At 71.4% G+C, this 21,359-nt stretch carries 21 protein-coding genes and 5 pseudogenes; 12 read left to right on the top strand and 14 right to left on the bottom strand.

The features are described from left to right. Together WKH84_RS17170 and WKH84_RS17165 are read right to left on the bottom strand one after the other, a co-directional pair. A pseudogene (locus tag WKH84_RS17170) lies at window positions 1-1,313 on the bottom strand (ISL3 family transposase). A gap of 95 nt (window positions 1,314-1,408) precedes the next feature. Continuing rightward, window positions 1,409-1,597: pseudogene (locus WKH84_RS17165) on the bottom strand (hypothetical protein); the annotation flags it as partial. Window positions 1,598-1,647: 50 nt separating this feature from the next. On the opposite strand from WKH84_RS17165, the gene WKH84_RS17160 reads away from it, so the two are divergent. Continuing rightward, complete coding sequence (locus tag WKH84_RS17160; RefSeq protein WP_341854528.1) at window positions 1,648-2,301, top strand: PIG-L family deacetylase; 654 nt, start codon at window positions 1,648-1,650, stop codon at window positions 2,299-2,301. Next, the gene (locus tag WKH84_RS17155; RefSeq protein WP_341854527.1) at window positions 2,298-3,428 is read left to right on the top strand and encodes a sugar-binding protein; all 1,131 of its coding nucleotides are present in this window, start codon (window positions 2,298-2,300) and stop codon (window positions 3,426-3,428) included. The genes WKH84_RS17160 and WKH84_RS17155 overlap by 4 nt, the downstream gene beginning before the upstream one ends. A 379-nt stretch (window positions 3,429-3,807) precedes the next feature. Here the strand turns inward: WKH84_RS17155 and WKH84_RS17150 are convergent. Continuing rightward, a pseudogene (locus tag WKH84_RS17150) lies at window positions 3,808-5,566 on the bottom strand (oleate hydratase). A gap of 87 nt (window positions 5,567-5,653) precedes the next feature. Between WKH84_RS17150 and WKH84_RS17145 the strand changes: the two are divergent. The 3 genes from WKH84_RS17145 to WKH84_RS17135 all read left to right on the top strand — a co-directional run bounded on the left by WKH84_RS17145 (window position 5,654) and on the right by WKH84_RS17135 (window position 8,694). Beyond that, window positions 5,654-6,385, top strand: a complete 732-nt coding sequence (locus WKH84_RS17145) for a helix-turn-helix domain-containing protein (RefSeq protein WP_341854526.1) — start codon at window positions 5,654-5,656, stop codon at window positions 6,383-6,385. 515 nt (window positions 6,386-6,900) lie between these two features. After that, a complete protein-coding gene (locus WKH84_RS17140; protein WP_341854525.1) occupies window positions 6,901-7,872 on the top strand; it encodes a hypothetical protein in 972 nt (323 codons plus the stop codon). A gap of 51 nt (window positions 7,873-7,923) precedes the next feature. Further along, window positions 7,924-8,694, top strand: a complete 771-nt coding sequence (locus WKH84_RS17135; RefSeq protein ID WP_341854524.1) for a hypothetical protein — start codon at window positions 7,924-7,926, stop codon at window positions 8,692-8,694. Here WKH84_RS17135 and WKH84_RS17130 read toward each other — a convergent pair. Then, window positions 8,687-8,827 (bottom strand): hypothetical protein, encoded by a 141-nt coding sequence (locus tag WKH84_RS17130; protein ID WP_259813060.1) that lies wholly within the window; start codon window positions 8,825-8,827, stop codon window positions 8,687-8,689. The genes WKH84_RS17135 and WKH84_RS17130 overlap by 8 nt on opposite strands. Window positions 8,828-8,957: 130 nt before the next feature. Between WKH84_RS17130 and WKH84_RS17125 the strand changes: the two genes are divergently transcribed. The 5 genes and pseudogenes from WKH84_RS17125 to WKH84_RS17105 all read left to right on the top strand — a co-directional run bounded on the left by WKH84_RS17125 (window position 8,958) and on the right by WKH84_RS17105 (window position 11,630). After that, a complete protein-coding gene (locus WKH84_RS17125; RefSeq protein ID WP_341854523.1) occupies window positions 8,958-9,230 on the top strand; it encodes a C69 family dipeptidase in 273 nt (90 codons plus the stop codon). Further along, window positions 9,146-9,424, top strand: a complete 279-nt coding sequence (locus tag WKH84_RS17120) for a C69 family dipeptidase (protein WP_341856943.1) — start codon at window positions 9,146-9,148, stop codon at window positions 9,422-9,424. Before WKH84_RS17125 ends, WKH84_RS17120 begins: the two co-directional genes overlap by 85 nt. Continuing rightward, window positions 9,415-10,446, top strand: a pseudogene (locus tag WKH84_RS17115) (C69 family dipeptidase); the annotation flags it as partial. The gene WKH84_RS17120 and the pseudogene WKH84_RS17115, both read left to right, overlap by 10 nt. A gap of 171 nt (window positions 10,447-10,617) precedes the next feature. Then, window positions 10,618-11,394 (top strand): hypothetical protein, encoded by a 777-nt coding sequence (locus WKH84_RS17110; protein ID WP_341854522.1) that lies wholly within the window; start codon window positions 10,618-10,620, stop codon window positions 11,392-11,394. After that, on the top strand, window positions 11,391-11,630 hold the full coding sequence (locus WKH84_RS17105; protein ID WP_341854521.1) for a hypothetical protein: 240 nt from the start codon (window positions 11,391-11,393) through the stop codon (window positions 11,628-11,630). The genes WKH84_RS17110 and WKH84_RS17105 overlap by 4 nt, the downstream gene beginning before the upstream one ends. A 36-nt stretch (window positions 11,631-11,666) precedes the next feature. Here WKH84_RS17105 and WKH84_RS17100 read toward each other — a convergent pair whose 3' ends face one another. The 6 genes and pseudogenes from WKH84_RS17100 to WKH84_RS17075 all read right to left on the bottom strand — a co-directional run bounded on the left by WKH84_RS17100 (window position 11,667) and on the right by WKH84_RS17075 (window position 16,140). After that, the gene (locus WKH84_RS17100; protein WP_341856942.1) at window positions 11,667-11,774 is read right to left on the bottom strand and encodes a hypothetical protein; all 108 of its coding nucleotides are present in this window, start codon (window positions 11,772-11,774) and stop codon (window positions 11,667-11,669) included. Further along, window positions 11,734-13,377, bottom strand: a complete 1,644-nt coding sequence (gene dld, locus WKH84_RS17095; protein WP_341854520.1) for a D-lactate dehydrogenase — start codon at window positions 13,375-13,377, stop codon at window positions 11,734-11,736. The genes WKH84_RS17100 and dld overlap by 41 nt, the downstream gene beginning before the upstream one ends. A 159-nt stretch (window positions 13,378-13,536) precedes the next feature. Then, entirely contained in the window at window positions 13,537-13,938 is a 402-nt protein-coding gene (locus WKH84_RS17090; protein ID WP_341854519.1) for a GNAT family N-acetyltransferase, read from the bottom strand. A gap of 30 nt (window positions 13,939-13,968) precedes the next feature. Further along, a complete protein-coding gene (locus WKH84_RS17085) occupies window positions 13,969-14,361 on the bottom strand; it encodes a hypothetical protein (protein ID WP_341854518.1) in 393 nt (130 codons plus the stop codon). 168 nt (window positions 14,362-14,529) lie between these two features. Beyond that, entirely contained in the window at window positions 14,530-15,222 is a 693-nt protein-coding gene (locus WKH84_RS17080; RefSeq protein ID WP_341854517.1) for an SMP-30/gluconolactonase/LRE family protein, read from the bottom strand. 301 nt (window positions 15,223-15,523) lie between these two features. Then, a pseudogene (locus WKH84_RS17075) lies at window positions 15,524-16,140 on the bottom strand (LysE family transporter). Window positions 16,141-16,225: 85 nt separating this feature from the next. On the opposite strand from WKH84_RS17075, the gene WKH84_RS17070 reads away from it, so the two are divergent. Further along, a complete protein-coding gene (locus WKH84_RS17070) occupies window positions 16,226-16,519 on the top strand; it encodes a LysR family transcriptional regulator (RefSeq protein WP_341854516.1) in 294 nt (97 codons plus the stop codon). A 109-nt stretch (window positions 16,520-16,628) separates the two neighbouring features. Then, window positions 16,629-17,123, top strand: a complete 495-nt coding sequence (locus tag WKH84_RS17065; RefSeq protein WP_341854515.1) for a LysR substrate-binding domain-containing protein — start codon at window positions 16,629-16,631, stop codon at window positions 17,121-17,123. A gap of 157 nt (window positions 17,124-17,280) precedes the next feature. Here the strand turns inward: WKH84_RS17065 and WKH84_RS17060 are convergent, their stop codons facing one another. The 4 genes from WKH84_RS17060 to WKH84_RS17045 form a co-directional block, all read right to left on the bottom strand. After that, complete coding sequence (locus WKH84_RS17060) at window positions 17,281-18,648, bottom strand: 8-oxoguanine deaminase (RefSeq protein ID WP_341854514.1); 1,368 nt, start codon at window positions 18,646-18,648, stop codon at window positions 17,281-17,283. Between the two features lie 106 nt (window positions 18,649-18,754). Further along, window positions 18,755-19,240: a hypothetical protein gene (locus tag WKH84_RS17055; RefSeq protein ID WP_341854513.1), complete on the bottom strand. Its 486-nt coding sequence runs from the start codon at window positions 19,238-19,240 to the stop codon at window positions 18,755-18,757. A 27-nt stretch (window positions 19,241-19,267) separates the two neighbouring features. Beyond that, complete coding sequence (locus WKH84_RS17050) at window positions 19,268-20,488, bottom strand: ABC transporter permease subunit (RefSeq protein WP_341854512.1); 1,221 nt, start codon at window positions 20,486-20,488, stop codon at window positions 19,268-19,270. After that, window positions 20,488-21,354, bottom strand: coding sequence for an ABC transporter permease subunit (locus WKH84_RS17045; protein WP_341854511.1), 867 nt, complete (start codon window positions 21,352-21,354; stop codon window positions 20,488-20,490). The genes WKH84_RS17050 and WKH84_RS17045 overlap by 1 nt, the downstream gene beginning before the upstream one ends. Between the last annotated feature and the right edge of the window lie 5 nt (window positions 21,355-21,359).

Below are 21,359 nucleotides of genomic sequence, written 5' to 3'. Positions count from 1 at the left end.
TCATCGCATTTGAGGGTGTAGGTGGGGTCTGAAGCCTCCTGCTTCGAGGAGGTCGCGGGCGATGTAGTGGGTGAGGTTGCGGAACCCGAGGGCGGAGCCGCGGAGGTGTTCGAGCCGGCCGTTGATCGCCTCTGTCGGACCGTTGCTGGTGCCCGGTCGGTCGAAGAAGGCCAGCACGTCGGTTGCGCGTTTCGTCAGTGTTCGGCCGAGCTTGGCCAGCTCGGGCAAGGCGTCCGGGACGCGCTTGCTCAGCGCGGTGATGAGCTTACCCATCTTCGCTTTGGCTTTCGCCCGGTCGGGTTCTCGGTAGGCGGCGACCATCGCCTGGTAGATCTCCCAGGTCACCTCGACCGCAACGTGCTTCTCTCGCTCGAACAGGTCGCTGAGACGCTGGCATTGGCGGTCGGTCAGCGCCTTGGTGCCGGTGTGGAGGGTGCGGCGACTCTTGTAGAGGGGGTCGTCCTTGCGGCCCCTGCGCTTGTGGAGCTGCTGCTGGACGCGTCGTGGGCAGTCGTCCAGTGCGTCTCCGGCGAGGCGGACGACGTGGAAGGGATCCATGACCGCGACCGCGCCTGGGAGGACCTCGCCGGTGGCGGTCTTGTATCCGGTGAACCCGTCCATCACCACTACCTCGATGCGGTCCTTCCATGCCTTGGGGCGGGCCTCGAGCCAGGCCTTGAACGCCGCTTTGGAGCGGCCGGGGATCATGTCCAGCGACCTCGCCGGGCCGGTCTTGTCCCTGGCTGGGGTGAGGTCGATGATCACGGTGACGTACTTGTCGCCGCGCCGGGTGTGGCGCCAGACGTGCTCGTCAACACCGATCACGCGGACGGCGTCGAAGCGGGCTGGGTCATCGATCAGCGCGCCCGCTGGCCCTCAGCCAGGACGGCGTCGTTGGCGGTGTGCCAGGCAACCCCGAGCCCGGCGGCGATCCTTGCGATCGTGAGGTGATCGATGACCAGGGCTTCCAGTGCCCACCGCATCCCGCCGCGAGAGAGCTTCGCCCGCTCGGGTCTCGCGCGAGTGGTGTCCTCGCGCCACCGGTTCCCGCAGTGATCACACCGGTAACGCCGGATCCGCACCAGCGACGTCGTGGGGCGGTGGCCGAAAGGTTCATGGGCAAGGCGACGAGTGATCGTGCCGCGCGAGGTCGCCCGTGCTCCGCAGGCGCGGCACCACGGATCCTCCTCAGCGAGCCGACACTCGAGCACCGCCCGCTCGGTCGTGAGCCACTGACCGACAGCGACGAGGTCGAGCTCCTCCAAGCGCGTGAAGGTCGTCAGATCGGGGTCGGCGAAGGTAGCGTTAGGCACGTCGAGGTCTTCCAGATGGCGAGCGTCAGAACTTCCATCATCGGGAGACCTCGACGTCTATCCCGGCACCGACGCGCCCACCCCACACTCCGCAGCTACCCCCTCATCTGCGAAGGGCCGGTAATCCGGGCGCCCAGCAGACCCACCAGCAGTGCCAGCGCGAACGTCCACACGCTCACGCCCAGGAGGGCCCCGATCGCGAAGGAGACCAGCACCCCCACGCTCGAGGCGATGGTGGACTGCACGCCGCGGGGCAGGGACCGGTGCACGGTCGCGTGCACGGTGAGCGCCGCCGTCCACGGCGGCGCTCGGACAGTGGGGCGAGCTCCACGACATGAAGGCCGGCGTCATCACCGCGACGCGCGGTGAGGGCGGCGGAAACGCCGTCGGGCTCGAGGAGGGGCCCGCGCTGGGACTCATCCGCGAGGCGGAGGAGCGAGATGCCGTCGGACTCGCAGGCATCGAGCACATCTACAATCTCGACGCCCTCGATTTCTTCTACACCGCCAGCGCACCCCTTTCTCGGGAGGTGTGGGGCGAGGAGGAGCTGCTCGGCCGCATCGTGCGCGTGGTGCGCGCGACCCGCCCGGAGATCATCGTGACCATGAATCCCTCGGCCGTCGAGGGCAACCACGGCAACCACCAGCAGGCGGCGAGGTACGCCCTCGAGGCGTATCTCTGCTCCGGCGACCCGTCCGTGTCCCCCGAGCATCTCGAGGAGGGCTTCGCTGCGTGGACACCGCAGCGCATCCTGCGGAGCGGGGCGAACGGCACCGGCACGACCGGTCCCGACAGCGTGGCCGAGGGCTACGTCCCGACCGTCGAGAGCGACCTCGTGTTCGGTCGCTGGGACGGCACTCCGAGCGAAGCTCACGGCAAACGGTGGTCTGCGGTCAAGGATGAGGCTATCTGGACCTACGAGACGCAGGGTGGGCTGAGCGCGAGGGCAGTCCGTCAGATCCGGAGAAGATCGCGAGCACGTGGATGACGCTGCTGCACACGCGAACGCCTCTGGTGGATCCGACGAGCGGCGGCGGCGCCGCCCTGCGCGGCGCCACCCTGCCGATCGACGGGGGCCTGCCGCTGGGGGCCCACCTGGAGGTCGCCCCTGAACGCTACGAGTTCGTCGCCGGCGAGCCGATCCCCGTCGACACGATCTGGGACCCGGTCAGCGCTGCAGGCAGGACCACGGAGTCAGTGAGCGGCGACTGCTGGCTCACCTTCGACGACGAGAACCTCTACGTCTTCGTCTCCGTCACCGACGATGTGAGGGGCACCATCCTGCCCGTCGACGACAACAAGCGTCAGCGTCGCACTGATTCCGTGGAGATCTACGTGGACCCGCGGGGGAACGCTGCGAACACCGCGGAGACGTTCATCGCCGGGATCATGCCCTCGATGGGCTCGATGACCGGACCGCCCGGAGCAGGTCGGGACCGCGACAATCACCAGGGAGTCGCCGAGGAGACCGCACCGGGCATGGAGGTCGCCGTGACCATGGCGGACAACGAGGAGGAGTACTCGGGCTACGACCTCGAGGTCAAGATCCCCTTCGACGTGCTCCCGGACGCCATCGATCCTCGCCACATGGGTTTCAACGTCCTGATCAACGACTCCGACACCCAGAATCAGGCGGCGCAGGTGCGGGTCGGCTGGTCCACGTTCGCCGGCGTGCGCGCGGACCCTTGGCGATGGGGGCAGGTCTCTCTCGAAGGGCTGGAGGATGCGGGCTCCGAGCCGAAGGACGCCGTGCTTCCGTCGACCGCAGCTCGGTCGGTGGACTCGCCGCTGTCGATCATCCAGAGCGCCGGGGACCGTGTGCCGCTCGGCGGCCACAGCCCCACCAGCCCCCATCTGGAGATCGTGTCGGTGGAGAGGAAGAAGGACCGCATCACGGCAGTGGTCCATGCCCCGGTGAAGGGAGCGACGAAGCTCTTCGTCTGGGACGGGGAGAGCGTCCTGGCCGAGATGGAGCGGAACATGCCCGCGGGAGAACGACGCGTCAACATGCGTGTGCCCGGCCTCCCCTCTGTCCTCGAGACGACCGAAGAGACCGTTCTCGCGTCCTTCCAGTCCGAGGACACGGTCTCCGCCGCCGCGCGGAGGCTCGAGTGAGCCTCGGCTCCCTGACGTCGCCCGCACTGCGTCGGGGGAGGGCTCGCCCGTCGTGAAAGGCGTCGCCGGCGAGGCAAGCCGGCCGTCGAGCTGACAAGGCTCACCGATCGACAGTCCTGGGCAACCTGCCCGGGGCTGTCGATCGACCGTCGGTGCTTCGGGAGTGGTCCGTGGCGCGACGCTCGCGGGCTCTACCGTTCCGGGGACGCGGTACCTCTGGAAACCGACGAGCCGACCGGCGCAGGCCGAGCCGCGCCCCTCCAGAACAGCGGTGCAGAGCTCTGGAACAAGGCGCTCGGCACCTCCCCGAGCACACGCGCAAGCGATCCGGGCGCGCCCCGGGACCGCCCGAGGCACGCCCGGCCGGCGGGCGCGAGGCTCAGATCAGGCCGTGCTCCTCGAGGAGCTGGCCGATCTCTCCGTGCTCGAGCCTGTCGCGCAGGTAGCTGCGCGGCGCGGCCGGGCCGGGGATCTCCACCTTCTTGCCGTCGCGCATGCGCGCCGAGGCCTCGAGGAGGTCGCGCACGTCGTACGTGGAGCCCCAGGTCTCCGGCACGCCGCGCTCCACGTCGAGAAGCTCGTAGACGGCCTCCATGCCGGTGCGCGCGGAGTACTCGGTGGTGAAGATCGTGTCGCGGCCGGTCTCCGCGAACTGCCCGAGGAACGCGAAGTTCTGGGCGCCCTCCGGGACGACCCGAGGCCGATCCCCAGCGCGGCGGGGCATGAAGAAGCTCGTCACGTAGGGCATCATCACCGGCACGCACCGGGCGCCGGTCGCCGCGAGCTCAGGGATCTCCTCCACGGGCACTCCCAGGTGGTAGAGCCATTCCTGGGTGATCTCCTCACCGGTGCACTGCGACAGGGGCTTCTTCACGTAGTCGCCGTCGACGTCGACGAACAGGCCGTAGACCCAGACGACGATCTGATCCTTCGGTCGCTTCTTGAAGTGCGGCTGGCGGTTGACCGTCCAGCTCAGCGAGCCAGGAGGAGTCCTCGGCGGTGACGATGCCGCCGGTGACCACGCGGCCGCTGAACGGATCGCGCTGGGCGATGCGCTCGATGTAGGCCGGGATGCGCTGATCGAGCGTGGTGACGGTGGCCGACTCCCACTTCGTCTCCTCGATCGAGGAGCAGAAGACCTCCGGGCGACCGAACGACGGGTCCTTCTTCGCGATGCGCTTCCACAGGTCCCAGGCCGGGGCCGGGGCCTCGTCGAGCACGGCGGCCGTGTGGTGGTCGCCCTCATCGGAGTTGTCCACCAGCGAGCCGATCGTCATCAGCGCGAGGTCGTGCTCACCGAGCTCGATGGTCTCCTCGGCGCCGTCGCGGCGGCAGTGGATCGCGGCGGCGCGGATCTCGCCGTTGCGGTGGGCGAAGTCCACATCGAGGACCTCGGTGCCGGACTGGAAGACGACGCCGTGGTCGGTGAGGTAGTGCATGAGCGGCAGGACGAAGGACTCGTACTGGTTGTACTTCGTGAACTTCAGCGCCGAGAAATCGGGCAGTCCGCCGATGTGGTGGACGAACCTGTGGAGATAGAGCTTGAACTCGAGCGCGGAGTGCCATTCCTCGAAGGCGAACATCGTCCGCCAGTACATCCAGAACGGCGAGTCGAGGAACTCACGGCCCATCACCTCGTCGATGCGCTTGCCCTCCATCTCCGCGCGCTCGGCGAGGAAGATCCTGAGCAGGTCCTTCTGGGCCCGCTTCGGCAGGTCGAAGCGGCCCTCGTGGCCCGCGTCCTCGCCCTGGCGCACGGTGGCCCGACGCAGCGAGTAGTTGGGGTCGTCCTTGTTGAGCCAGTAGAACTCGTCGAGCACGGAGGCGCCCTCGAGCTCAAGGGAGGGGATGGAGCGCATCATGTCCCACAGGCACTCCATGTGGTTCTCCAGCTCCCGGCCGCCGCGGATGACGAAGCCCTTCTCCGGAACGTCGAGGCCGTCGAGCGCACCACCGGCGATGTCGTCCTTCTCGAGGATCGTGACATTGGCACCGGGGACCCCGGCGTCGCGGATCAGGAAGACGGCCGCCGCGAGCCCGGCCAGCCCGCCGCCGACGATGTAGGCCTTCGTCTCCTGCGCGTGCTGTGCGGGGCGGGGACGCGCGAACGCCTCGTAGTTACCTGCCGTGTCGCGCATGATCCATCCTTCCCGACGCGTGCCGGATGCCGATCACCCGGCCTCAATATTGAGTGTACTCAGAATTGAGTCGACTACAATGGCCGCATGGAAACTCGGGATGACAAGGAGCTGGCGCCCTCGGCGGCGCTGGGCAGGCGCGAGCGGGCGAAGGCGGAGAAGCGCGCCCGCATCCTCGCCGCGGCGCGCGCGCTGTTCGAGGAGCGCGGTTTCGAGCGGACCTCGATGAGCGAGGTCGCGCGCGCGGCGGATGTGGCCGAGGGCACTGTCTTCCAGTACGCGGCGACGAAGGTCGAGTCGCTCATGATGGTCGTCGATGCGCTCTGGGGAGCTCACGAGCACGCGACGACCGCCCCGTCGCTCTCTGCGTTCGCCGCGCCCGCCGCGCCCGGCACCGCGACGGCGGGCGGGGAGACCGCGGACCGGATCGCGGAGCTGATCTCGCCGCTCGTCACCGCGATGCGGCGCTGGCCCGAGCTTGCGACGTGGGTCGCCCGCGAGATCCTCTTCGGTGCGGACATGCCGCATCGCCGGCGGGTCCTCGACCACGTCGATCGCCTCGAAGAGCAGATCGCCGCGCGCCTGCAGGACGGCCGGGCCGACGCTTCCGGTGCGATCGGAGCGGCGCGGGACGGTGCGACCGGCACTGCCGGAGAGGCGCCCGGTGCGGCCGCGGCGGCCGGCGCCCGGCTCATCGTCGCCGGGGTGCTGGCCGAGCTCAACCGCTCCCGGCAGAGACGGATCGACGGCGAGCACATCGATGAGGCGCCGCGCCGGCTCGTCGATCTCGTGGTGGCAGGGGCGAGCCCCGCCCGGTGACCCGGAAGCCGTCCTCGGACGCACCGCTGTGAGCGATCATCGTCGCTCACAGCGGGCGGGCCTCATGCCTGCGGCGAGTCGCCCCTTCCGGCATGGCGGGAGGCGTCGGACTCCTCCGGCTCGAAGGTGTCCTTCGAGCCGACGGTGCCGCCGACGCCCTCGTCGTTCAGCTCATCGAGATCGGTGTCCGAGGAGCCGGCGTCCTGGGAGGAGCGCGAGACTCCCGCGTCGGCGGGATCCTCCGGGCCACCCTGGGGGAGATGCCCTGGTCCTCCGGGTGGGGATTCGTCTCGTCGTCATCGGGGTGGTACAGCGGGGTGCTTGCTCATGTCCGAACCTCCTGAGATGGGGTCGTGCGGACACCCACTTTCTCACCGGCATCTGCCTAGTGCCATGGGAACGCCACCACCTGCGCGTCCTGCAGGAACCGCTCGGTAGCGCGGATCGCCGTCGAGGCGTCCCCGAGCACGCCGAGCGCCGGGGCACCCGCCGCCGCGCCCCGCTAACCTCGAGCGGTGCCCACCTCCCGCCGCTCCCCTTCCACCCGCCGCCGCAGGTCCTCACGTCGTCGCTCATCGAGCACCTCCCGCCACGCTCCGCGCGAGCTCCCCTTCGTCGGCCCGGGCGAGCGGCTGTGGATCCTCGACGTCCCCTACGGCACACAGGTCGACGGCGCTTCCTGGCATCCGGCCGTGAAGATGCACGTGCACGTGGGCCGGATCCTGCCTGCGCATCTGGCTCCCTACTCCCCCGGCCCGCACACGCTGGGCCGCTTCTTGGAGAACCTCCACAACCCCGGCTCCCCCGCCGAGCTCCCGGCGCCGACCGACGGCTTCGAGCCGCGGCAGAACCAGTACGAGGCGGCCGACGCGATCGCGGCCCGTGCGGAGGCGGGCGGGCGGATGTTCCTGCTGGCCGACGAGCCGGGCGTCGGCAAGACGATCTCCGCCGTGCTCGGCGCGTCCGCCGTCGGCGATCTGCGCGGTGCGGAGCGGGTGCTGGTGGTCGCGGACCGGCCGGCGGCGATCACGATCGGGAACTGGTGCCGCACGATCACGGCGCTCGGGGACAGCGGCCTGGAGTGGGTGGTGATCACCTGGGACCGGCTGGAGAAGGTCGCAGGCCACGACTGGGACGTGATCATCGCCGACGAGGCGCATGCCCTGCGCCGCACCACCACGAAGCGGTGGACGCTCTGGTCGCGGATCTCCGGGCACACCCGCTCGCACGACGCGGCGCCCTTCGTCATCGCGACGACGGCGACGCCCGGACACACCCCGCTCGAGTCGCCGTACCTGGCCCCCGCCTACGCGCAGTCGCACGGGGAGCCGATGACCGCCTGGGCCTCGGCCAAGGAGCCCGCGAACACTTTCACCTCCGCGCTGGAGCGGCACGGGGTCGGCCTGGAGAAGGGCCGCTACGGCGCGACCTGGACGACGGATCCTGCTCGTCGGGCGGAGGATCTCGCGCGGGTGCGCACTGGCTGACGGACGACGAGCCTGCCGCGATGCTCGCACCGTGCCGCACCGTGGGGGCCGGTGCCGATCTCCGGGATGCCGGTGGCGCTGACCCCGGCCGAGCGCGAGGCGTACGAGGCGGAGTGGGGCGAGTTCTGCCGCGAGATGGACCTCGCCCGCCGCGGACGCAACACCGCGAAGGGTCGGGCGGCGCTGCTGCGCTTCCGGCAGAAGGCGGGGTCGCTCCGCGTCGACTCGACGGTGCAGTGGATCGCGCAGCAGGTCGAGGCGGAGCGGCAGGTGGCCTGCTCGGTCGAGTTCGTGACCACCGCCGCCGATCCGATCACGGAGCGCCTGCGGGACGCGGGGATCGAGGTCGCGACGATCTTCGGCCGGGACCGCTTCGACGTCGAGGCCGAGCGGTCGCGCTTCCAGACCGGGGAGGCGCCGGTGTGCGTGTTCACCACCGTCGCCTCGATCAGCCTCCACGCCGGCGAGACCCTCCCCGGCGGGAAGCAGGCGTCCACGGAGCCGCGGGTCGGGATCTTCCATCAGGCCCGCTTCTCCGGCATCGCGGGCCGGCAGGTCACGGGCCGCACCCACCGCGACCACCAGGTCTCTCCCTGGCACATCGCCTACGCCGAGGGCACGGTCGAGGAGCAGGTCTCCAAGGTGATGGTGGAGCGGATCGCCGCCGCCTCGGACACCGTCGGCGGGGACACCGAGGGGCTCACCGACGTGGCGCAGGCTGCTCGGCGCGGACTGGTCGCCGACGGCGAGCCTGACGGAGGGCGACGCCTGAGCGGCGAACTTGTCCTGTGCTCTGCCTCGAGGTTCTGCGCGTTCAGTTGAACAGGTGAAGGATCAGCGCCGGGATCCGCCCCAGGAGCCGCGCCACGCCGGCGATGAGGTCGAACAGCTCCAGGAAAAGTGACGCCCCCTCGCTCTTGGAGAATCGCGCACGTCGCTTGCGTCGTCGTCTCATCACTGCTCCGCTCCCCCACGACGGATCGGCGCCGCCGGACGCGGCACCATGGTGCGGGCCACCCTATGCCGGGAGCAGGTCTACGGTGGAGAGCGCACACCGTCCCCCGCACCCCAGGAGTCACCCGCCCATGCCCTGCACCACCCTTCTCGTCGGCCGCAGTGCGAGCGCCGACGGCTCCCCGCTCGTCGCCCGCACCGAGGACTCCTCGGCCGGCGCCTTCGACCCGAAGCGGGCCGTGGTGGTCTTGCCCGAGGACCAGCCGCGCACCTACACCTCCGTGCTCGGCGGGCGCACGATCGAGCGCCCGAGAACCCGCTGCGCTACACCGCGATCCCGAACGCCCTGCCCGACGAGGGGATCTGGGGTCGCGCCGGGATCAACGCGGCGGACGTCGCGATGAGCGCGACCGAGACGATCACCTCGAACCCGCGCGTGCTGGCCGCGGATCCGCTGGTCGAGCGGGACGGGGAGACGCCGGGCGGCTTCGGCGAGGAGGACTTCGTGACGCTCGTCGTCGCCGTACATCCGCTCGGCCCGCGAGGGCGTGCGCGCGGCTCGGCGCTCTCCTCGAGAAGCACGGCACCTACGAGATGAACGGGATCGCGTTCAGCGACGCCGAGGACATCTGGTGGCTGGAGACCGTCGGCGGGCACCACTGGATCGCGCGGCGCGTGCCCGAGGACCACTACGTGACGATGCCGAACCAGCTGGGCATCGACTCCTTCGACCTCGAGGACGCCGAGGGCCCGGGCCGTGACCATCTCGCGAGCCCCGATCTGCGCGTCTTCCTGCGGGAGCACCACCTCGACCTCACCCTTCGCAGCGGCTCCACCGGCGGCGACACGGCGTTCAACCCGCGCGAGGCCTTCGGCTCCCACACCGAGCACGACCACCTCTACAACACGCCCCGCGCCTGGTACATGCGGCGCACCCTCAGTCCCCGCGCCGAGGACTGGGACGCGGGCCGCCCTGGCGCGAGCCCCGACGCCGACGACCTCCCCTGGAGCCGCCGCCCGGAGCGGTCGCTCACCGTCGAGGACGTCAAGGACGTGCTCTCCTCCCACTACCAGGGCACCGTCTTCGATCCCTACTCCTCGCGCGGCACCGACGCGGAGCGGCGCGCCTTCCGCCCCATCGGCATCAACCGCCACAACGCGCTGGCGATCCTGCAGGTCCGCGGCGACCTGCCCGCTTCGCACCGCTCGGTGCAGTGGATCGCCTACGCCTCGCTGCCGTTCACGGCGCTGATCCCGATGTTCACGAACGTCGAGGAGGCTCCCGCCTATCTCTCGACCACCGGCGAGACCGTCTCCACCGACAGCTTCTACTGGACCTCGCGGATGATCGCAGCGCTGGCCGATCCGCACTTCCACCAGGTGATCCCGCTGATCGAGCGCTACCAGCAGCGCACCCAGGCGCTCGGCCGCGCCGCCGTCCGCGCGGCCGACGGGAAGGCCGCCGAGGCCGGTGCCGAGGAGGACGTGCCCGCGCCGCTCGCCGCGGCGAACACCGAGGTCGCCGAGCAGGTGCGCGAGGCGACCGAGGCGCCGCTCGGCCAGGTGCTGTTCACGGCGAGCGAGGGGATGACCAACCGGTTCTCGCGGTCGGACGGGTGAGTGGCGCATCACGGACTCGCGCCCCTCGGCTCGGCGATGCAGACGTCCGGGGACTGACCTGACCGATCGACGGATAGACCCCGCACTGCCGTGATCGCACCGCACTGAAGTGCAGCGAGCCTCCTATCCTGGCCGAGTCCTGCCCTGTGACCTCGAGGAGACCACCCCGTCATGCCCAGCTACGATCGCCCGTTCATCGATTCCCTGCCGAAGGCGGAGCTCCACCTGCACATCGAGGGCACCCTCGAGCCTGAGCTGAAGCTCGAGCTGGCCCGCCGCAACGGTGTGGACATCGGGCAGAGCACGGTGGAGCAGGTGCGTGCGACGTACGACTTCACCGATCTCACCAGCTTCCTCGCCGTCTACTACCCCGCCATGGAGGTGCTGGTCACCGAGCAGGACTTCCATGACCTGGCCATGGCGTACTTCGAACGCGCCGCCGCCGACGGAGTGGTGCGCGCGGAGATCTTCTTCGACCCGCAGGTCCACACCAGCCGCGGCGTGCCCTTCGCCGCCGTGGTCGACGGGCTCTGGTCGGCTGTGCAGGAGGCACGGGGCCTCGGCGTGGAGGCCGCGCTGATCATGTGCTTCCTGCGTGATCACAGCGTCGAGTCGGCCGAGGAGACGCTCGCGGCCTCGCTGCCCTATCGAGACCGGATCCTCGGGGTGGGGCTGGACTCCGACGAGCGCGGCAATCCGCCTGAGAAGTTCGCCGCGGTCTTCGACGCCGCGAAGCAGGCCGGCTACCGCCTGACCATGCACTGCGACATCGACCAGGAGCAGTCGATCGCGAACATCGCCACGGTCTTCGCACAGGATCGGCGTGGAGCGCATCGATCACGGGACGAACATCCTCGAGGACGGCTCCCTGGTCGCCGAGGCGAAGGAGCGCGGGATCGGGTTCACCTCGCTGCCCGCTGTCGAACTCCTTCGTCACCGAGCAGATGAAGGGTCAGGAGATCACCGACCTCCTGCGTCAGGGGCTGAAGGTCTCGGTCGCCTCGGACGATCCCGCTTACTTCGGCGGGTACGTGGGCGACAACCTCGAGGCGCTGGCCATCGCCCAGGAGCTCAGCCGCGAGGAGGTCGTGCGGCTTGCCCGCAACTCGGTCGAGATCAGCTGGGCCGACCCTCAGCGCGTCGACGCGTGGGTTGCTCAGCTCGAGGAGATCGCCGCTCGATGAGAGGAGGGAGGGCCGCGGCCGGTCCGGCCGCGCCGCTCACCCCCACCCCTTCTTCGCCGACGTCTCCCCCACCCCGGCGTTGAACATGTTCAGCGGGTCGAGCTCACGGTAGTGGGCGACCAGGCGCTCGGGGGCCGGGTAGATCCGGCCGTAATTGTGCTCGGCGGGGACCGCAGCCCCGCGGTCCACCAGCAGCCTGCGTCATCCGCTTCTTCAACGCGACCGGGTCCACGCCCTTCTTCGCCACGTGGTCCTGGTGGAGGACGTGGCAGAAGAAATGGCCGAAGTAGGCGCTCTCGAGCAGTTGGTCCGCGATCTCCTCGGGCAGGCGCTCCAGCCAGTCCTCGTCGTCCCGGCGCAGGGCCACATCGAAGGTGACCATCGCCGAGGCCTCGGCACGGTGCATGACGTAGTAGCGGCTCGCGGCGCTGGCGACGCCGAAGCGGATCAGGGTCGCGCTCTGGGCCTCGTCGGCGTCGCACTCGAAGAAGTCGCCCTCGTGCTCGGGGCCGGCGAAGAACTCGCGGAGCGACTGGGCGGTCGCCGCGCGCTCGCCGCCGCTGACCACCAGCAGCAGGTGATGGTCGAAGCGGTCGCGGTAGTCGGTGAGCCGGGACGGGATCTTCTCCGGCACCAGGGAGAAGAGCTTCTGGGAGATCGCATCGGCGGTGGAGGGCCCGAAGCCGGGCGACTTCGCGAACACCCCGTTGGCCCAGCCCTTCAGCGCGAACATGCGCACCAGCGTGCGGGAGCCGGCGTGCTTGAGCGAGACGTAGGTGTCCTTGCCGTACTCGGTCGCGAGGTCGAAGGCATGCGCGCTCATGTACTCGCCCGAGATCGGCGGCGGGCCGTCGGCGGCGAGGATGCGGCGGCGCGGCGCCTCGAGATCGGCAGGGCGGTCGGTGCCGATGTAGAAGGTGGCCTTGTCCTTCTCGAGCGGGAAGGTGCGGGTGCGCACGGCGAACACCATGATCTTGCCGGCGCCGCCGGAGGCCTCGTGGAGGAAGGTCGGGTCGGCGTTGAAGCGGGCCGGGGTGTCGGCCAGCTGTCGCACGTGGTCCGCGTAGTCGGTGCCGGTGGAGTCGGGCGGCGGCGGGGTGACGTCGGCGGCGTCCCAGTCCCCGCGCTCGAGCCGGTCGAGGATGTGCGTGGGATCGGTCCCGAGATCGATCCCGAGGTGGTTCACCAGGTGAATCCGGCCGTCCTCATCGACGCGGGCGAAGATCGCCTGCTCCGTGTAGGCGGGGCCCTTGCGCATCTGGGAGCCGCCGGAGTTGTTCGCGATGCCGCCGACGACGGTCGCGCCGATGGAGCTCGAGCCGATCACCGAGTGAGGCTCGCGGCCGTGCGCGGCGAGCTTCTCCTCGAGCGAGAACAGGGTGGCGCCGGCCAGGCTGATCGCCTCGCGGGCATCGTTGATGAGGTGGATCCCGTCGATCCGCGGCGTGGAGAGGATGACGATGTCGCGGTCGTAGTCCTGGTCGCCGGGGCCGGAGCCGCCGGTGAGCCCCGTGTTCGCGGCCTGCGTGATGACGATCAGATCGTGGTCCACGCACACCTGCAGTGCCCGCCACATGTCCACCAGCGAGCCGGGCCGCGAGACGGCGAGCACCTCACCGGCGCCGAAGCGGTCGCCCGTGGTGAACGGCGCGGTGGCACGCGCCGAGGTGAGCACGTGCTTGCGCCCCATGATCCGGGTGAAGGCCTCGACGGCCTCGGCCGATCGCTGGTTTCTCGGTGTGCGCATTTCCGGTCGCTCCTTCGCCTCGGGTGCTGCGAGCACGCTGCGGTGCCCGGGGCCGTCGCGAGCCCTTCATCAGCGTAGTCATCTCCGAGCGTCGCATGCGGGACGGGCGTGACGACAGCGGCGTTCTCGGGCGGTGAGAGGCGCGGACGGTCGCTCAGCTCATGATGCCGTGCCGTCGGCCTCGGTGTTCACGGCGCGCACGGCCTCGAGGTGCACGGACTTCACCCGGTCCACGGAGTCCGCGAAGTCGTCGTGGCCGCGGACCCAGCGCGCGACGTACGGGCAGACGGGCACGATCCGCTTGCCCTGCTCGACGCTCGCGGCGAGCGCGCCGCGGGTGAGCACGCCGGCCAGTCCCCGCCCGCCGAAGGCGTCGTCGATGACGGTGTGGTAGAAGATCCGCTGGTCATCGGGGTTCTCCGCCGGGGTGGTGAACATCGAGAAGCCGGCCTGGCGGCCGCCGACGAGGATGTCAAAGCGGTTCCTCCCGGGGTTCTCGCGCACCTCGACGGTCTCGTCGGCCGGGTCGACGGTCTCTGCGGGGGTGGTGTCGTCGGTCATCGGGGGTCCTTCCTGAGGAGGGCGCGGCGGTCAGCGGGCGCCGGGCACGGGGTGGTGGGAGAGCACGGACAGACGGTTGTACGTGGTCATCAGCACCGCGGACCACTCCAGCGCTGCGAAGGCCTGCTCTCCGAGCACGTCGCGGGCGACCATGAGGTCGCGGTCGCGGACCATCGGCTCGGGCAGTGTCGCGACCGTCTCGCCCAGCAGCAGCGCGGCGCGCTCGACGGCATCGAAGCTGGGCGAGTCGCGCCAGACGGGCAGCCTGCGCGACCTGGTCGTCCGGCGCGCCGGCGCGCACGGCGCGGCGGTGGTGGAGGTCCACGCAGAAGGCGCGACCGTTGAGCTGGGAGATGCGCAGGTACATGAGCTCGAGTGTCGTCGTCGCGATCCCGGCGGCCTCGTTCTGCTCCGCGACGGCACTGCGCACCTCGCCGAGCAGGTCCCAGGCCTCGGGCGCGGCCTTGTCCAGGAACGGCGGCGGCCGTCTCATCACGCGCTCCCTTCGTCGGGTCCGTGCTCGCACACTAGTTCACCGGCGCCCAGACGCGGGGCGGTTCCGCAGGACGGCCGAGAGGACGGACCAGTAGGTCAGGGCCGCCCGGACGATCCCGCCCGACGATCCGCGACGGCGTCCCTGGCCCGGGTGCGGATCCGGTAGATGCCGGTGCTCGCACAGATGTACAGAGTCGTACCGTCGGCACCGCCGAAGGCGCAGTTCGTGACCTTCTCCGGCACGGGGTTCTCGCCGAGCTTCTCACCGGAGGGGGTGAACACCTGGATCCCGGAGAGGGAGGACGACCAGATCCCGGAGAGGGAGGACGACCAGAGGTTCCCCTCGGCGTCCACGCGGAAGCCGTCGGGCAGTCCCGGGCTCACCTCGACCAGCTCCCGGCCGTTCTTCGCATGGCGCCCCGCGATCACGTCGTAGGCGTGGATCGAGTGGCCGCGCGGTCGCCCAGCGGGCGGGTCCGCCTCGGCCGGGGAGAGGGAGGAGTCCGAGACGTACAGGACTCCCTCGTCCGGGGAGAAGGCGAGGCCGTTGGACGCCTCCACGTCGATCACGACCGGGGTCAGCGACCCGTCCGCAGGATCGAGGCGGTCCACGAGGATCTGGGGGGCGTAGTCGGCGCCGGGCTCGGAGGCGGAGCGATCGATCTGCACGGCGCGCCGGCCGTGGGAGCACTCGATGACGGAGCCGTCGCGGGCGAGGGTACGGCCGTTGGTGAACTCGGCGTCGTCGCTGAACACGGCTGTTCTGCTGTCGGCCTCGGAGAACTCCACCACCCGATTGCCGGGGATGTCGCTGAAGCGCGACGACGCCGCGGACGGGGATCCAGGCGGTTCCCTCGACCCAGGTGAAGCCGCTCGCGACCTTCTCGAGGCGGGCGTCGGGGGCGAGCAGGTGGTCGAGGGTCATGAGGTGCCCCCTGTCCGGGGCGACGAGGGCGCCCGACTCTCGGGGAGATGGTGGGACCGAGCCTAATGAGGTGCGGGAGGCGCTGTGCCCGCACGGCCGCCTCCGTCCGCCTCGGCACGTGGGTTCAGCTGGGTCGCCGCGGTATTCATGGCGCCTCGCTCTCCCTCACCCCACGGCGAGCATTCCCGCGACGGCCACCATCGTCACCGCGACGACCCCGTCCAGCACCTGCCAGGAGCGCGGGCTGGAGAGGAATCGCCCCAGATACCGCGCCCCGAACCCGAGCGCCGTGAACCACAGCGTCTCGCCGAGCGCGCGCGCCGAGCACGAACCGCCAGGCCTGCGCGCCGTGGGTGGAGGCGATCGAGCCCAGCAGCGAGACGGTGTCGAGGTAGACGTGGGGGTTCAGCCAGGTCAGCGCCAGCGCCGTGGTCACCGCAGCGGCGCGGCCGGTGCCGCGGGGGCGAGCCGGCCGCGCGGTCCCGTCGGCCGTGAGCGCCTCCCCGCCGCGCGGCGCCGACGGGCGGCGAGCGCCGCATAGCCGAGCAGGAAAGCGACCCCGGCCCAGCGCGCGACCTCCACCACCTCGGGCATCGCCCGCACCAGCGCGCCGAGCCCGCCGGCGCCCGCGCTGATCAGCACGACATCGGAGGCGATGCACACGGCGACCACCGCGCCCACGTGCTCGCGGCGGATCCCCTGACGCGCACGAACACGTTCTGGGAGCCGATGGCGATGATGAGGGTGAGGCCGGCGAGGAGGCCGTGCAGTGCGATGGTCACCTGCTCGACGGTAGGCACAGCGGGAGTGAAGCACCAGCGAGGATTCCTTCACTGCCTGAAGCACGACTTCATCTAACATCCGAGGATGCGCATCGACCCCTCCCTCGCCGAGACGCTCCGGATCGTCGCCGAGCAGGGCACCCTCGAGGCCGCGGCACGGCACCTGCACATGACCCCCTCGGCCGTGAGCCAGCGGCTGAAGCCGCTCGAGCAGCAGCTGGGCCAGCGGCTCCTGGTGCGGGCGAAGCCGGTGCGGCTCACCGCGCCCGGCGAGGTGGTGGTGCGCTTCGCGCGCGGGCAGTCCCTGCTCGAGCAGGAGGCAAGCGCCGCGCTCGGGCTCGACGCGCAGGGCGAGCGCCGCGCCTCGGCATCGCCGTGAACTCCGATTCGCTGGCCACGTGGTTCCTGCCAGCCCTGGCCGACTTCGCCCGCTCGCACGACGCCCAGCTGGAGCTGCGCAGCGCGAGGACCAGGATGAGACCGCACGGTTGCTCACCACCGGCGCCGCCCTCGCCGCCGTGACCTCGTCGCCGACGGCGCCGCCGGGGTTCCGCTCCGTGCCGCTGGGCGTGATCGTCTACGTCGCGGTCGCCTCCCCCGCATGGCGGGAGCGCTGGGCCGGACGGGCGGAAGAGGTCGATGCCGATGTGCTCGCCCGCGCCCCGCGGATCGACTACGACGCGCACGACGACCTCCAGTCCGCCTGGTCGCGCCGACAGGGAATGGATCCCGCACTCGCCCCGCGCCATCTCGTCCCCTCCACCCATGAGCTCGCCGATGCGGTCGTCGCCGGGCTCGGCTGGGGGATGTTGCTGACCATGCAGGCCGAGCCGCCGCTGGCGAGCGGGGATCTGGTCGCGCTCGGCGGCGAGCCTGTCACCTCGGCGCTGTACTGGCAGGTGGCGAGGACGCCCTCGACGCCGCTCGAGGGGCTGACGGAGGCGGTGCTGGTGGCGGCGGGGCGGGAGCTGGTGCAGGGGTGAAGATGCCCCTATCGACCCACTTCCTCTCCAGATCTTCACGCTCAGCTCAAAGCCGCCATCGCCCGCCGCCAGAGCGGCCGACGGGAGGAGCAGATCGACATCTGCGCAGCTCAGCGCGGCATGGCGAGCGCGTGCGCGTACGCCCGTCGGCCGCCCCTCACCCCAGCGCCGCCGCCTGCGGCCGCTCGGCGGACCGCCGGTGCGCGCGCGACATCTCGCCGAGCGCGGGCGCGACCGGCTCCCCGTCCCTCACCAGCACCTCTCCGGCCACGAGCGTGTGCCAGGCGCGGGCGGGGCCGGTGCGCGACCAGCCCTCGACGGGGTCGGTGAGCGCGCCGGCGAGCGCGACGGGGTGGGTCTCCCACACCACGAGGTCGGCGCAGGCGCCGGGGCGCAGGTGCCCGATCTCGTCCTCCCAGCCGAGGCACTGAGCGCTCCCCCGGGTCGCAAGATCCAGCGCGTCGCGGGCCTGCATCGAGGCGGGGCCGTTGCGGAGCCGGCCCAGCAGGAGGGCGTTGCGGGTCTCCATCCACAGCGACGCGCTGTCGGTGGAGGCGGAGCCGTCGCAGCCGAGCCCCACTGTCATCCCGAGCTCCTTCCAGCGCGGGGCGTCCATCGTGCCGTGGCCGATCATCATGTTGGAGCTCGGGCACTGGGTGGCGGAGACGCCCGCGCGGCCGAGCCGCGCGACCTCGTCCTCGCTCGGGTAGATGAAGTGGGCGAGCCAGGTGCGCTCCCCCGCCCAGCCCACCCGCTCGAGGTACTCGACGGGGCGGCGACCGTACACCTCGGCGCAGTAGTCGTCCTCGTCGTGGTCCTCGGCGAGGTGGGTGTGCAGGCGCACGCCGGTGCGCGCGGACAGCTCGGCGGAGGAGACCATGATCCGCTCGGACACGGAGAACGGGGAGCAGGGCGCGAGCGCGATCCGGACCATCGCACCGGGACTCGGGTCGTGGTGGGCGGCGATGACCGCTTCGGCGTCGGCCATGATCGCGTCGTGGTCCTGGACGACGGACGCCGGGGGCAGGCCCCCGTCCTCGACGGAGCGGGTCATGGATCCGCGGGTGGCGACGAACCGCATCCCCACCTCGCGGGCGGCGCGCACCTGCGCATCGACGAAGCCCGGTCGGGGGTGGACGTAGAGGTGGTCGGAGCTGGTGGTGCGACCGCCCATCAGCGACTCGATCATCGCGACGTAGGTGGAGATCTCGATGTCGTCGACGTCCAGCCGCGCCCACACCGGGTACAGCGCGGTCAGCCAGTCGAACAGGGACCCGTTGATCGCCGGGGCGTAGGCGCGGGTGAGGTTCTGGTACATGTGGTGGTGGGTGTTGATGAGTCCCGGGGTGACCAGGCGCCCGCCGGCGTCGATCCGCTCGGCCGCCTCGGGCGTCGGCTCATCGGCCGCGCCGACGGCGGCGACCCGCCCGCCGGTGAGCGCGATCCAGCCGCCGGGCGACTCGAGCCCGCGGTCCACGACCAGGTGCGCGGAGTGGATCAGGGTGTCGCACGGGGCGTGGGGCATGACGGGTCTACTGGGGGTCGGGTCATCGGGGGTCGGCCGACGGGGTCGTGCGGGGCCGGGGCGGCGCGGGACGATGCGTATCGAGGTGCCTCGGGCGCAGACCCGCTCAGCGCAGGTGCCCGCCCGCGCCCTCGAGCGGATGCACCGCCTCCCGCACCGGGGCGGGAGGGGTGCTGAGCTCGGCGACGATCTCCTGGGCGAGCAGTACGGACATGTCGCGCCGCCACTCGGGCAGGCCGTGGATGTCGTCGTGGACGAGCCGGGCCGGCGGCGCCGCCTCCACCCGCCGAGCCACCTCCGCGTCCCCGGCGCCGAGCGGCACCTCGAGCCGCACGGGCCGCACGGTCGCGGCGGTGATCGTCAGGCGCAGGCGCCCATCGCCCAGGTCCCGACCGATGAGCAGTGCACCGGAGCGGCCCAGGTTCGACAGGGACAGCCGCCGGAACGCCGCCCGGGACTCCAGCGACGCGCGCGGGATGAGGAAGGAGCGGATCAGCTCCCCGCGACCGAGCACGGTGCGGCCGTCGCCGAGCACGAGCCGCGCGACCGGGACGCGACGCTTCCCGCCGCCCGGCGCCCACAGCAGCCGCATCGGCGTCCAGGCCCGCGAGCAGGGAGGTCATGGGCCCGGCGGGGAGGGCGGTGGCGACATTGCCGCCGACGGTGGAGGTGTTCCAGATCTTGAAGGAGGCGACGAACGCGTCGCAGCACGGGCGGATGAGCGCGGTCGCGGGCCACTCCTCGACGCTCGGGAACCCGCCTGCCCGCGCCTGCCGGGCCGTGCCGGGGCGGAGCACGCCGTAGGGCGCCTCGCTGCCGGGGAGGGCGTAGAGCTGGGCGATGGTGCAGGTCGAGGCGATCTCGAGACCGCTCTCCCACAGCTCCCACGGCTCCCAGCCGGCCGAGCGCAGATCGAGCAGGCGGCGCAGGCGGTCGCTGCCGTACGAGAACAGGACCGTGCCGCCGCCGAGCCAGGCGTCCCCGGCCCGGAAGTCGTCGGGGTCGGCGGTGGCGAGCACCTCCTCGACGGTCGAGAGGTCCACGGGCTCAGACCGTCTGGCCCATGCGGCGCGGCGACGAGCCGCTCGAGCACGGAGACGATGCCGTAGAGGAGCAGGGACGCGGCGGTGACGACCACGACCGACGCCCACACGCTCTCGTAGCGGGCGCGGGAGACGTCCGAGACGATCTGGTAGCCGATGCCCTGACCGGTGGCGAGCCATTCGGCCAGCGGCGCCCCGGTGAGCGCGCCCGGGATGGAGATGCGCGGCGCGGTGAAGAAGGCGGGCAGCGAGGCGGGCAGGGCGACCTTGCGGAACGCGGCGACCTTGGAGCCGCCGAACACGGAGACCACGTCCACCATCGCCGGGGACGCGGAGCGCGCCCGAGCACGATGGTGACCAGTGCCGGGAACAGCACCACGATCCCGCCCATCGCGGCGACGGTGGCGGTGCCGCGGCCGAAGATGAGGATGAGGATCGGGGCCATGGCGACCAGCGGCACGGAGCGCAGCGAGCATCGCGAGGGGCAGCGCCAGCGCGTCCTCCACGCCGCGGATCAGGGTGAACGCCGCGGCGACGACGAGCGCGAGGGCGAGCCCGGCGACGAAGCCGATCGCCGCATCGGCGAGGGTGATGGTGAGGTTGTCCGCGACGGCGGCGCGGTGGGCGGCGGCGTCCTCGTCCAGCGCGAGGTAGCCGAACACGTCCAGCGGGCCCTTGCCGATGAAACTGGAGACGTCCAGGATCCGCAGGCCGCCGGCCCAGATCGCGAGGACCACGGCGAGGGAGATCGCCACGCCGAGGGTGGAGCGGGAGAGGGACTTCAGGGCGTGGGTCATCAGGACCTGCCTCCTTCGGTGCCGGCGGACCAGGGGGTGGCGAAGCGGGCGATGAGCGCGAGGACGGCGAAGGCGCCGCCGGCGAGGAGCCCGCACACGATGGCCACGCCCCACACGCGCTCGATCTCGAGGGACTGCTGGGCGTTGACCATCGCGGGTCCGAGCCCGCGGTCCACGCCGCCGACGTACTCGCCGAGCACCGCGCCGAGCAGCGCGCCGGGCGCGGCGATCTTCAGGGAGTTCAGGACGCTGGGCAGGGCGGAGATGATCTGGACCTTGCGCGACTGGGTGAGGCGGGTGCCGCCGTACACGGTGATGACGTCCAGCGCGGCCTTGTCGGCACTGCGGAGGCCCAGGATGGAGCCGACCAGGGTCGTGAAGAACACCGACAGGGCGGCGAGGACCACGGCGGTGCCGGAGGGGGCGCCGGAGGTGGGCGGGCCGAGGACGATGAAGATGATCGGGCCGATCGCGACCAGCGGCAGGCAGTAGCTGATCACGCCGAGCTGGGTGATGATCCGCTCGAGCGCGGGCACCACCATCACCACCCCGGCGAGCAGCGGCGCGAGCGCGTTCCCGGCCAGGTAGCCGAGTCCCGCCTCGGCGAGGGTGACGGACGCGTTGCGGGAGTAGTAGCTCCATCCGTCGGCCGCGAACTGGGCGACGATGGCGCCGGGGGTGGGGATCGCGCCGCCCTGGGCGGCGCCCGCCCCGGACAGGACGGTCGCGGCGAGCGGCCACCACACGGCGATGACGCCGAGCGTGCCGAGCGCGCCGAGCGCCCAGCGGGGCAGGGGCTTGCGCGGCCGACGGGGCGCGGCGACGGGGGCGGGGATCTTCTCCGCGGCGGCGGTCGAGGTGGTCATGGGGT

It is taken from the genome of Brachybacterium sp. GPGPB12 (genome assembly GCF_038396325.1).
GTDB classification, from domain to species: domain Bacteria; phylum Actinomycetota; class Actinomycetes; order Actinomycetales; family Dermabacteraceae; genus Brachybacterium; species Brachybacterium conglomeratum.
Note: the sequence above shows the minus strand (reverse complement) of the source record. Positions and strands in the feature narration are given on the sequence as shown.